At 72.2% G+C, this 11977-nt stretch carries 11 protein-coding genes; 8 read left to right on the top strand and 3 right to left on the bottom strand.

Annotated elements, in window-relative coordinates:
* Window positions 1–239 precede the first annotated feature (239 nt).
* The 3 genes from miv_RS17700 to miv_RS33390 all read right to left on the bottom strand — a co-directional run bounded on the left by miv_RS17700 (window position 240) and on the right by miv_RS33390 (window position 4474).
* A complete protein-coding gene (locus miv_RS17700) occupies window positions 240–2006 on the bottom strand; it encodes an ABC transporter ATP-binding protein (RefSeq protein ID WP_048428848.1) in 1767 nt (588 codons plus the stop codon).
* A 270-nt stretch (window positions 2007–2276) separates the two neighbouring features.
* On the bottom strand, window positions 2277–3665 hold the full coding sequence (locus miv_RS17695) for an MFS transporter (protein WP_058619886.1): 1389 nt from the start codon (window positions 3663–3665) through the stop codon (window positions 2277–2279).
* Window positions 3662–4474, bottom strand: coding sequence for a PRC-barrel domain-containing protein (locus miv_RS33390; protein WP_244748571.1), 813 nt, complete (start codon window positions 4472–4474; stop codon window positions 3662–3664). Before miv_RS33390 ends, miv_RS17695 begins: the two co-directional genes overlap by 4 nt.
* 476 nt (window positions 4475–4950) lie before the next feature.
* Here miv_RS33390 and miv_RS17685 point away from each other — a divergent pair, with 476 nt between their 5' ends.
* From miv_RS17685 to miv_RS17650, 8 genes are all read left to right on the top strand, one after another.
* Entirely contained in the window at window positions 4951–5709 is a 759-nt protein-coding gene (locus tag miv_RS17685) for a pyridoxine 5'-phosphate synthase (protein ID WP_207177954.1), read from the top strand.
* Window positions 5706–6119: a holo-ACP synthase gene (gene acpS, locus miv_RS17680; RefSeq protein WP_048427154.1), complete on the top strand. Its 414-nt coding sequence runs from the start codon at window positions 5706–5708 to the stop codon at window positions 6117–6119. The genes miv_RS17685 and acpS overlap by 4 nt, the downstream gene beginning before the upstream one ends.
* A 175-nt stretch (window positions 6120–6294) precedes the next feature.
* Window positions 6295–7086, top strand: coding sequence for a signal peptidase I (lepB, locus tag miv_RS17675; protein ID WP_048427153.1), 792 nt, complete (start codon window positions 6295–6297; stop codon window positions 7084–7086).
* Window positions 7087–7198: 112 nt separating this feature from the next.
* Window positions 7199–7909, top strand: a complete 711-nt coding sequence (gene rnc, locus miv_RS17670) for a ribonuclease III (protein ID WP_207183534.1) — start codon at window positions 7199–7201, stop codon at window positions 7907–7909.
* Entirely contained in the window at window positions 7906–8886 is a 981-nt protein-coding gene (era, locus tag miv_RS17665; protein WP_048427152.1) for a GTPase Era, read from the top strand. The genes rnc and era overlap by 4 nt, the downstream gene beginning before the upstream one ends.
* Before the next feature lies 1 nt (window position 8887).
* Entirely contained in the window at window positions 8888–9808 is a 921-nt protein-coding gene (locus miv_RS17660; RefSeq protein ID WP_207177953.1) for a class I SAM-dependent methyltransferase, read from the top strand.
* A complete protein-coding gene (locus miv_RS17655) occupies window positions 9805–10554 on the top strand; it encodes a pseudouridine synthase (RefSeq protein ID WP_207177952.1) in 750 nt (249 codons plus the stop codon). The genes miv_RS17660 and miv_RS17655 overlap by 4 nt, the downstream gene beginning before the upstream one ends.
* Before the next feature lie 268 nt (window positions 10555–10822).
* Entirely contained in the window at window positions 10823–11920 is a 1098-nt protein-coding gene (locus tag miv_RS17650; protein ID WP_207183533.1) for an adenylate/guanylate cyclase domain-containing protein, read from the top strand.
* The last annotated feature ends 57 nt before the right edge of the window (window positions 11921–11977 follow it).

The raw sequence follows: 11977 nt of genomic DNA, 5'->3' as shown, positions 1-11977 counted from the left end.
CAAATCCCGACGGCTCGATTGAAACGGGGGCGTCTTATGCGGGCCGGGGGTATGGTGGGCGCGGATCCCCGACCGCTCGCCCGCCTCGATCCCTGCCCTGCGCGTCGGGTCCGCGACGACGCTCCCATCCGGCACGCCGCACCAAAAAAGCGTGGCGCCCGCCTCCCGACCGGGACACGGGCGCCACGCTCACGTCGCTCGCCAGGGGGGAGCCGGACGAGGGGCCGGCTCCCCGATCGTCATGCCGCCTCGCGCGACAGCTTGATCGTCTCGCGCTGGATCAGGTCGCGGTAGAACCCGTCGAGATGGACCAGGCGCTCCGGGGAGCCGTCCTGGATCACCTGGCCGCCGTCGAGCACGACGATCCGGTCGAAATCCTTCAGGGTCGAGAGCCGGTGCGCGATCGCGATGGTGGTGCGGCCCTTCATCAGGTTGCCGAGCGCCTCGCGGATCGCCTCCTCCGACTCGGTGTCCAGCGCCGAGGTCGCCTCGTCGAGGAGCAGGATCGGCGAGTTCTTCAGGATGGCGCGGGCCACCGCGATACGCTGGCGCTGGCCGCCCGAGAGCTTGACGCCGCGGTCGCCCACGATGGTGTCGAAGCCGCCCGGCAGGTCGTTGATGAAGTCGGTGCAGCGGGCGGCCTCGGCGGCGGCCCACACCTCCTCGTCGGTGGCCTCCGGCCGGCCGTATCGGATGTTCTCCCGCAGGCTCCGGTGGAACAGCGAGATGTCCTGCGGCACGACCGTGATCGCTTCGCGCAAGCTCTCCTGCGTCACCCGGCCGATATCCTGGCCGTCGATGAGGATGCGGCCGGTCTGCGGGTCGTAGAAGCGCTGGAGCAGGGTGAATAGGGTCGACTTGCCGCCGCCCGAGCGGCCGACGAGGCCGACGCGCTGGCCGGGCTGGATGTCGAGGTTGAAGTCGCCGAACACCTCGCGCCCGTCGGGATAGTTGAACGCCACGCCCTCGAAGGTGATGCGCGCACCCTCGCCGACGAGGGGCTTGGCCTCCGGATGGTCGCGCAGGTCGTGCGGCTGCAGCAGCGTGCGCAGGGCCTCCGACAGGCGGGCGGTGTGCTGGGTGACGTCGACGAGGGCCACCGCGAGGTCGCGGGTCGCCGCCAGGATGGTGATGCCCAGCGTGCAGACCAGCACGACCTGGCCGGCGGTGGCGCTGCCCGCCTGCCACATCTTGATCGCCCAGAACAGCAGGCCGAGCACCGCCACGACGGTGATCAGGGCGTGCATGATCCGCAGGCGCTCGAGGTAGAGCAGCGAGCGGCTGCGCGCCTTCATCTCGGTGCCGATGGTCTGGTCGAAGCGGGCGAACTCGCGCTTGTAGGCCGAGAAGGCCCGCACCAGCGGCATGTTGCTCACGAGGTCGACCATCTCGCCGTCGACGGAGGCCGCCTTCTCGGCGAAGTCGTGGTGCAGCGGCTTGCCGGCGGCGGCGATGCGGAACATCAGCACCACCACGCCGCCGCAGATCACGAGCAGGCCCAGCGCCATCGGCACGCTGACGCTGCCGACGTAGAGAATCGCGCCGAACGCCGCCGCGCAGGGCGGCATCACGTTCCAGACGAACATGTTCTCGGCGGTGAAGATCGCGTTCGAGGTCGCCGTGATGCGGCTCGCGAGCGTACCGGGCTGCCGGTCGGCGAAGTAGGACGGCGAGTGGCCGGTCAGGTGCTGGAAGAGGTCGCGGCGGACGTCGCCCGTCACCTTCACGAAGGTGAAGCTGGCGATCAGGCTCGCGACCCGCCACAGCATGTTGTCGGCGGCGATGAAGCAGATCAGGACGGTGAGCGCCGGCCAGATCAGCTGGTTGTTCTCGGGGCCCTTGCCGAGGGCGTCGACGACGCCCTTCAGGCCGTACTGGGTGCTGACCGAGCAGGCCACGGCGCCCAAAACCGCGACCAGGATGGCCGCGTGGGGCACGATGCGGCGCCGCAGGTAGCGGGCCACGAAGGCCCAGGGCCGGTTGGCGTACGCGCAGAGGTCATCCATCGTGGCGATCGATCCCGGTTCTTCGCACGCGTGCGGCTCACGGTCGGGAGAGGAGCGGGATGCAAGAACCCCGCCGCAGCCTCTCCGCTCTCTTCCGCAAGCCCCACCCGCTTCTCGCAACGCGCAAGCGTCGCCATGTGTTGCAGTCGATGTGTTGCAGGCAAAGACTGTGTTGCAGGCAAACGGCGCGGCCCATCGATACGCCGCCGTTCCTGAACGGGAGTTGAGCGGGTGCTGCACCGCAACCCGCCGCTCCCCCGCCCCGGTGCATCAATCCCCGGCATCCGGGAGAGCGGGGGCGCGGCGCGTCTCCGGCATGATCGCCACCACGAGGACGAGCGCGACGAGCGCCACCCCGGCGAGGCCGATGAAGGCGGCGTGGGAGCCGAAATGGTCGGCCATGTAGCCTGACAGGGTGGTGCTGGCCGCCGCCCCCAGCCCCATGGCGGTGCCGACGGCGCCGAGCGCCATGTTGAAGCGGCCGGTGCCGCGGGTGCAGTCGGCGACGATCAGCGGCACCATCACGCCGAGCACCGCGGCCGAGATCCCGTCGAAGACCTGAACCGCCACCAGGAGCTCGGGCGCGTCCGTGTAGGCGAACAGGAGGCCGCGGATCGGCAGGGCGGCAAAGCCGATGATCAGGAGCGGGCGCCGGCCATAGGCCTGGGCGGCCCGGCCCACCGCCGGGGCGATGAGCGCCATCACCACTTGCGGCGCCATGATGCAGGCGGCGATCAGGATGGTGGCGGTGTGGCTCGCCCGCACCGTGAGCACGCTGCCGACGAGCGGCAGCATCGCCGCGTTGGCGACGAAGAACAGGGTGATGCAGGCGGCAAAGCACAGGAGCGCCCGGTTGGTGAGCAGGAGCTTGAGGCTCGCCCAGCCGCCCGGCGCCGTGCCGCCCGCGGGCGCCTGCGGCCGCACCATGTCGATCTCGCTCGCCCGCACGAACCACAGGGCGGCGAGCGTCGGGATGGCCAGCGCCGCCGTGACGTAGAACACCGCCTCGCTCGACAGATAGTAGCCGCAGGCCCCCATGCCGGCGGCGGCGAGGGCATTGCCGATCGAAGAGAAGCGGGCGTTGCGCCCGAGCCGTTCGCCCAGGCCCGCATGGCCGACGAGGCCGAGGCTGATCGCGGCGATCGCCGGGGTGAGCGTACAGCTCGCGATCGAGTGCGCCGCCATCGAGAGCGCGACGATCAGGAAGGTCGGAAACAGCGCAAGGCCGGCCGCGGAGGCGCCGATGATCGCCACCGACAGGGCGGCGACGAAGCGCTTCGAGGTGACCCAATCGACGAAGGCGCCGCCGGGCACCTGCCCGAACAGGCTGAACAATCCGCCGATGGTGAGGACCAGCCCGATATCGGACTGGGTCCAGCTCTGGGACGTGAAGTAGACCGCCACGAACGGGCCGAAGCCCGTCTGCAGGTTGGCGACGAAGAACGTGAAGGCGTCGAGGCCGCGGCTGCTGGTCAGCGACGGCGCCGGCTTCTCGCCGCGCCGGCCCGCCGCGCCGGCCCGGAGCGGGTCCTGACGCGGGTCCTGGCGCGACGCATCCTGCCTCGGGTCCTGGCGGGGGTCCGGTCGCATCTCGGAACGAGGGACCTCCCGGTCACGGTGGGCGAGGGGGCGGCGATGGGCCTGGCGCGGGCGCGTCATTTGTCCGGGGGGTTGCGCGCCGCGGCCTGGTCGGCGTCGGGGATGGCGGGTGCCGTCGCGGCCGCCGGGGGCGGCGCGGCCGGTGCGGTGCCGGCGGGAGCGGCCGCGGTCGGGGCGGGCGTCGGAGCCGGGCCGGCCGGGCCGAGCACGACGATCGGATCGCCGGGCTTGTACTCGGGCGACACGCGCACCTGGTTGCGGTTGAGCTGCAGCACCGCCCGGCCCGGCTTGTTGTCGGCCGAGAAGTGCAGTGCCCGCCAATCGACCGCGATCTTGCGCGAGCCGACGCCGAGGAAGCCGCCGAAATCGATGATGGCCGCCCGGGGCTTGCCGTCCCGGTCGACGATGATGTCGATGATCCGGCCCATATCCTCGCCGGCGGCGCTGCGCACCGGCTTGCCGATCACGCTGTCGTAATCCTGCGTGTCGAGGACCGTGGCCGGGGTGCCGGGCGGGATCGCCGGCGCCTGCGCGGCGGGGGGCTGGGCCGCGGGAGCCTGGCCAGCGGGAGCGGGGGTGGCGGGAGCCTGGGTCGCGGCCGGCGGGCTGGCAGGCGCCGTCGCCGGGGCGGCGGGAGCCGGACTCGCGGGGGCCTGCGCCGCCGGGGCCTGGGATTGTGCGGGCACCTGCGCGGGCGCCGGGGCCTGGGCGGCCGGCGCCGCCGGGGCGGGGATCGCCGCCGGAGGCTTGCCGGCATCCGCGGGCGCCGAGCCCTGCTGCGCCTGCACCGCCGTCACGACGGAGAGCGCGGCGCAGGCCGTCAGGATCAACCGCTGGGTTCCGGACAAGCAGGCCTCTCGCAGGGTCATGCGACGCGTCCCCCTGGAAACTGTCGCTCGGGCCGGGGGTTCCGGTCGCGCGGATCCAGGCTGGGGGACGAACGTGGCGAAGGTGTGGGGGCGGGGCGGCAGGGGCAGCCGGGCGGGCGCGTCACCGCCGCGGTCGAGCCGTCGAGCAGACATCGTGGGCCTCCGGGGCGGGCGCGGCGGCCCGCCCGAGCATCGGTCGTCGGGTTGTCGCGGCGGGGTGTGCCGCGCCGGGCGGGCCTGCGGGCCCGCGCCGCGGAGGCCGCACAGTGCGGCGCACCGGGCGAGGTGTCCAGGCGGATGAGCCCGGCCTCGCACGCTTTGCGGGGGAGTGTTGTTCCACGGGCGGGGCGGGACGGGTCGGCCGGGGGGCGGCCGAGGGGTTGGCCAAGGGGTTGTCCAAGGGGTTGGCCATGCGGGCGGGTGGCGGCGCCCGGCGGGCGACGCTACATCGCGGTCAATTGTCCGGAGCCCGCCCGATGCCCGCCTCGTCCCTCCGCCTCGGCGTCAACGTCGATCACGTCGCCACCCTCCGCAACGCCCGCGGCGGCGCGATGCCGGATCCGGTCCGGGCGGCGCACGCGGCGATCGCGGCCGGCGCCGACGGCATCACCGCCCACCTGCGCGAGGACCGCCGCCACATCCGCGACGCCGACGTCGAGCGGCTGCGGCGCGAGATCGACCGGCCGCTGAACTTCGAGATGGCGGCGACCGACGAGATGGTGGCCATCGCCCTGCGGCTGAAGCCCCATGCCGCCTGCCTGGTGCCCGAGAAGCGCGAGGAGCGCACCACCGAGGGCGGGCTCGACATCGTCGGCGGCCGCCAGCACCTCGCGCCCGCGATCGCCCGCCTCGTCGAGGCCGGGGTGCGGGTCTCGCTCTTCGTCGAGCCGGAGGTGCACGTGATGGAGGCGGCCCGCGCCCTCGGCGCCCCCGTGGTCGAATTGCACACCGGCACCTATTGCGAGGCGGTGATCGCCGGGGATGCGGCCGCGGTGCGGGCCGAGCTCGCCCGCCTCGCCCGCGCCGCCGAGCACGGCCACGCCCTCGGCCTCGAGATCCATGCCGGGCACGGCCTGACGGTCGACAGCGTCGGCCCGGTGGCGGCCCTGCCGCAGGTGCGCGAGCTCAACATCGGCCACGCCCTGATGGCCGAGGCGATCTTCGACGGGCTGCCGGCGGCGATCCGGGCGATGCGGGCCGCGATGGACGCCGCCCGCGTCGCGAGCGCCGCATGATCGTCGGCATCGGCTCCGACCTCTGCGACATCCGCCGCATCGAGCGCTCGCTCGAGCGCTTCGGCGACCGCTTCACCCACCGGGTCTTCACCGAGGGCGAGCGCGCGCGCAGCGACCGGCGCGCCGCCCGGGCGCCCTCCTACGCCCGGCGCTTCGCCGCCAAGGAGGCCTGCTCCAAGGCGCTGGGCACCGGCATGAGCCACGGCGTGTTCTGGCGCGACATGGAGGTGGTGAACCTGCCGGGCGGCCGCCCGACGCTGCGCCTCACCAACGGCGCGGCGGACCGCCTCGCCGCCCTGATGCCGCCGGGCCACCGCCCGGTCGTCCACGTCACGCTCACCGACGATCCCCCGCTCGCCCAGGCCTTCGTCATCATCGAGGCCCTGCCCGAGGGGCAGGCCCCGGCCTGAAGCGGCGCGCCGTCGCCGGAGGCCGAGGGCCGAACGGACCGATTCGCCCCGTCCGCCGCGCCGCGTTGCGGGCGGGCAAGCGTTGGTCTAGACCCCCCGCACCGCGCAAAAAGCCGGCCGCGTGCCCTCGGCGGGTGCCCAGGCGTATTCTGCACGGACCGCCGGAGAGACGAGCATGGATCGCGCACGCACGGACCAGGACCTGAAACGCGGCAAGGAGGCCGGCCTCTGGGACTCGATCAAGGAGACCGTGAAGGTCGGCGTCCAGGCGCTGCTGATCGCCCTGGTGGTCCGTACCCTGCTGTTCCAGCCGTTCAACATCCCGTCCGGCTCGCTGATCCCGACCCTTCTGATCGGTGACTACCTCTTCGTGTCGAAGTACTCGCTCGGCTACTCGAAGTACTCGCTTCCCTTGAGCGAGTACCTGCCGTTCGAGGCCAAGGGCCGGATCTGGGGGGCGGAGCCCAAGCGCGGCGACATCGTGGTGTTCAAGCTGCCGAAGGACAACGCCACCGACTACATCAAGCGGGTGATCGGCCTGCCGGGCGACCGGATCCAGGTGATCGAGGGCGTGCTCAACATCAACGGCCGGCCGGTCAAGCGCGAGCGCATCGCCGATTATTCGACCACCGACGCCTTCGGCCAGCCGACCCTGGTGCCGCAATACCGCGAGACCCTGCCCAACGGCGTCACCCACGAGATCATCGAGCGCGACGGCGACCGCGGCCTGTGGGACAACACGCAGGTCTACACCGTGCCGGCGAACCACTTCTTCATGATGGGCGACAACCGCGACAACTCGACCGATTCGCGCGATCTCGGCAATGTCGGCTACGTGCCGTACGAGAACCTGATCGGCCGGGCCGAGGTGATCTTCTTCTCGATCGACGAGGGCGCGGCCGCCTGGCAGATCTGGAACTGGCCGTGGACGGTGCGCTGGAACCGCATCTTCAAGCCGATCCACTGACGGGAGTCCGAGCGTGAGCGACGCCGAGCCCGCACCGCAGGCCGATACCCGGCTCGAAGCCTCCGTCCCGGCATCCGGGACGGGCGAGGCCCCGCCGCGGCGCAAGCGCGGCATGCGGCGCCGGCCCGACCTCTCGGTGCTGGAGGAGCGCATCGGCCACCGCTTCGCCGACCGCGACCTCCTGGTGCGGGCGCTGACCCATGTCAGCGCGACGAACGGGAAGAACAGCTACCAGCGCCTGGAATTCCTCGGCGACCGGGTGCTCGGGCTCGCGGTGGCCGACGGGCTCTACAACGCGCTGCCGGGGGCCGACGAGGGCGACCTGTCGCGTCGCCTGTCGAGCCTGGTCCGGCGCGAGAGCTGCGCTGCCGTCGCCACGGCCTGGGATGTCGGCCCGCACCTGAATCTCGGCGGCGGCGAGGTCCATGGCGGCGGACGCCGCAACGGCGCGATCCTCGCCGACGTCTGCGAGGCGATCCTGGGCGCGATCTTCCTCGATGCCGGCTACGGCGCCGCCAAGGCGGTGATCGACCGCGCCTTCGAGGCCGACCGCCAGACCGAGGGCACCCGCAGCCGCGACCCGAAATCGGCGCTCCAGGAATGGGCGCAGGCGCAAGGGTGGCCGACCCCGACCTACGTCGTGGTGGAACGGTCCGGGCCCGACCACGCGCCGCAATTTCACATCGAGGCCCGGGTCACCGGGACCGCGCCCGGCCTCGGCATCGGCGGCTCCAAGCGGCTGGCCGAGCAGACGGCCGCGCGCGCGCTCCTGGTGCGCGAGGGGCTGTGGACCGGGGACGAGCCCGGGGAGCAAGCAGAATGATCGACGACGACACCACCCCCGATGCCGGCCCCGACGCGGCCGGCGCTCCCGAGAATGCCGCGCCCGACACGGCGCCGCCCAAGGACACCCGCGCGGGCTTCGTCGCCCTGATCGGCGTGCCGAATGCCGGCAAGTCGACCCTGCTCAACAGCCTCGTCGGCACCAAGGTGTCGATCGTCTCGCGCAAGGTGCAGACCACCCGGGCGCTGGTGCGCGGCATCGCCATGGAGGGCAACGCGCAGATCGTCCTCGTCGACACCCCCGGCATCTTCGCGCCCAAGCGCCGGCTCGACCGGGCGATGGTGACCTCGGCCTGGAGCGGCGCGGCGGATGCCGACGCGGTCTGCCTGCTGATCGACGCCCGGAAAGGCGTGGACGAGGAGGTCGAGGCGATCCTCACCCGGATGCCGGAGCTCAAGCGCCCGAAATACCTGGTGCTCAACAAGATCGACCTGATGGCCCGCGAGCGGCTCCTGGCGCTCGCCGCCGCGCTCCACGAGCGGGTGAAGTTCGAGCGCATCTTCATGATCTCGGCGCTCACCGGCGACGGGGTCGACGACCTGCGCCGCGAGCTCGCCGGCCGGATGCCGCCGAGCCCCTGGCTCTACCCCGAGGACCAGGTCTCCGACGCGCCGCTGCGGATGCTCGCCGCCGAGATCACCCGGGAAAAGATCTACGACCGGCTGCACGAGGAACTGCCCTATTCCTCGACCGTCGAGACCGACCAGTGGCAGGTCCGGCCCGACGGTTCGGTACGGATCGAGCAGACGATCTTCGTCGAGCGCGAGAGCCAGCGCTCGATCGTGCTCGGCAAGGGCGGGCAGACCATCAAGGCCATCGGCCAGGCCGCGCGGATCGACATCGCGGAGGCGGCCGAGACCAAGGTCCATCTCTTCCTGTTCGTGAAGGTGCGGGAGAACTGGGCCGACGACCCGGAGCGCTACCGCGAGATGGGCCTGGAATTCCCCCGCGGCTGAGGTGACGGACCCAATCGCCCGGCCGGGCGTCTACGGCCATCCGCCCGCCGAGCTCGCCGCCGTCCCGGACGGCGCGGTGCAGCTCTCCCCCCTGGTCCCCGGAGGCGAGTCCCTCGAGGACCTCGCCCCCGGCGCCCTCGACAGCCTGACCGTGCTGGCCCCGCCCGGCACCTTCGAGCGTCGCCACACCCTGGCGCTGGCGCTGCGGGCGCTTGCGCCCGGCGGGGCGCTGACCGTGCTCGCCCCGAAGGACAAGGGCGGCTCGCGGCTCGCCCGCGAACTCTCGGGCTTCGGCTGCGCCCTCGACGAGAGCGCCAAGAGCCACCACCGCATCGTCCGCACGGTGCGGCCCGACGCGCCGACCGGGCTCGACGAGGCGATCCGCGAGGGCGCGCCGCGGCGCGACGACGGTCTCGGCCTGTGGACGCAGCCGGGCATCTTCTCGTGGAACCGGATCGACCCCGGCACCGCCCTGCTGATCGACACCCTGCCCGCCCTGTCCGGGCGCGGCGCCGATCTCGGCTGCGGCCTCGGCATTCTCGCCCATGCCGTGCTGGCCTCGCCCAAGGTGACGACGCTCGCCCTCGTCGACAACGATCGCCGGGCCGTCGAGGCGTCCCGGCGCAATGTCGACGATCCGCGCGTGACGGTGACATGGGCCGATGCCCGCGCCGCGAATGCGGTGCCGGAGCGCCTCGACTTCGTGGTGATGAACCCGCCCTTCCACGACGGCGGCGCCGAGGACCGGGCGCTCGGCCAGGCCTTCATCCGCCGCGCCGCCGCCGCCTTGCGGCCGGGCGGCACGCTGTGGCTCACCGCCAACACCCACCTGCCCTACGAGGCGACGCTGGGAGAGGTGTTCAAGGAGGTGACGCAGCGGGCCGCCGCCCACGGCTACAAGATCCACGAGGCGCGCAAATGAGCGCCAAGGGCAAGGTGGCGTCGGCCCGGCTCGACCGGCTGCTCGCCAATCTCGGCTACGGCTCGCGCCGCGAGATCCAGATGCTGGCCAATGCCGGCACGATCGTGCTCGACGGCGCCCCCTTGCGCGACGCCGACCGGCGCATCGCCCTCGACCCGGACCTGCCGTCCCGCCTCACCGTCGGCGGCAAGAACCTCGACCCGCTGCCGGGGCTCGCCCTGATGCTGCACAAGCCCCTCGGCGTCACCTGCTCGCACAAGGAGGCGGGCGCGCTGGTCTACAGCCTGCTGCCCCCGCGCTGGCGCCGCCGCGAGCCGCCGCTCTCCACCGTCGGCCGCCTCGACAAGGAGACCTCCGGCCTGCTGCTGCTGACCGACGACGGCGCGCTGCTGCACCGGATCATCTCGCCGAAGGCCAGCGTCTCGAAGCGCTACCAGGTGACCCTCGACCGCCCGTTGCGCGGCGACGAGGGTGCGATCTTCTCCTCCGGCACCCTGATGCTGGAGGGCGAGGAGAAGCCGCTCCTGCCGGTCGCGCTCGAGGTGCACGGCCCGACGAGCGCCGCCGTGACCCTGACGGAAGGGCGCTATCACCAGGTCCGGCGGATGTTCGCGGCGGTCGGCAACCACGTCACGGCGCTCCACCGCGACCGGGTGGGGGCGCTGGACCTGCCGGCCGACCTGGAGCCCGGGCAGTACCGGGTGATGGGGGAGGGGGATGTGGCGCGGGTGTTCGGGCAGGGGTGAGCGGGTAATGCCCGTTCGCTGAGGCCGTGGACGCCGGGAGGCCGCGGTTTCTGTCTCGCTTCGACGCGCCAGCTGGCTTGCCGCATCTCTCCGATCGGTTTTGTCGGACGCGACCCGTGGCAGAGCCGGGGTTCGACCACCCGAACGAGCGGCCTGTGCGATGCCGCACCAGGCCGCAACGTTGGCTGCTGCCAAGTATCCAATAATCATTGCGCCGCTGCCGCAGCCCGTTCATCCATACGACATCGCTCCCGGCCCGAGGACGACGATGTCGAGCGGCACCGCGACATTCTGGATCATCATCGCTGTCGTGAGCGCCTCGTTCGGTGCCCTGCACGGGTTTCTGTTCGGCGACGGACCGAAGCTCGCGGGCCTCCTGTATGGGACCTGCATCGGCCTTCTCACCATCGCCTACCAGCGGGGCGTCTTCCTTGCCGGCTACAGCGAGCGGCTGCGGCGGCTGCCGACGCCGGCCTATATCGTGGCCGCCGAGATCAGCCTGGTATTCGTCATCGTCGCCGGGATGGCCCTGACCGGGCTCGTCCTCCGGACGCTCGGCATCGTCGACAAGCCGCTCATGGAGGCGATCACTCCGAAGCTCTCGACAATTCCCTTCGCGCTGGTGATGTCGGCCATCATCGTCTCGGTCCTGCGGGTGCGCGACCTGATCGGCGGCGAGACGTTCCTGAACCTCATCCTTGGACGCTATCACCGCCCGGTCCGGGAGGAGCGCATTTTCCTGTTTCTCGATCTCGCCGGCTCGACGGCCTACGCGGCACGTCACGGCGATCTCGCCGCGCAGGAACTGCTCAAGGCGGTGTTCTCGGCGATCGCCGAGCCGGTGCGCCGGTATCGTGGTCAGGTCGACGACTATGTCGGCGATCAGGTGATCGTCTCCTGGCCGCTCGCGCGAGGCATCGAGCAGGCACGATGCGTCGCTTGCGTCTTCGCGATCCATCGAGCCCTCGACGACGATCGGGCGCGCTGGCTTGCCCGGTTCGGTCTGGTGCCCGAATTGCGCGCGGCGCTGCACGGCGGCAGCGTGGTGACGGCGGAAGTCGGCGTCGACCGGCACAAGATCGCGTATTTCGGCGATGTCATGAACGCGACCGCCCGGCTTGAGGGCCTGTGCCGGGAGACCCAGCGCGCCGTGCTGATCTCGGAGGCCGTCCTGGCCCGGCTGCCGGTCCTGCCCGAGGGCATCGAGGCCGAGGCGCTCGGTTCGTATCACCTTCGGGGGCGCAGCGAGACGATGGCGGTGCATGCGCTCGCGGACCGGCGCAGGCCGCTTTTCGTCGGCGCCCGTGCGGAGGTCGATGCCGACCGCCGGGCGGCAGGACGGGTCTACGCGGCCCTGCGCGGCTGAGGCGCGTCGCCCCCGGCAGGGCTGCATCGGCCCGCATGGCAGGCCGATGCGTCCTAC

This window comes from Methylobacterium indicum, assembly GCF_017347565.1.
GTDB lineage: Bacteria > Pseudomonadota > Alphaproteobacteria > Rhizobiales > Beijerinckiaceae > Methylobacterium > Methylobacterium indicum.
Note: the sequence above shows the minus strand (reverse complement) of the source record. Positions and strands in the feature narration are given on the sequence as shown.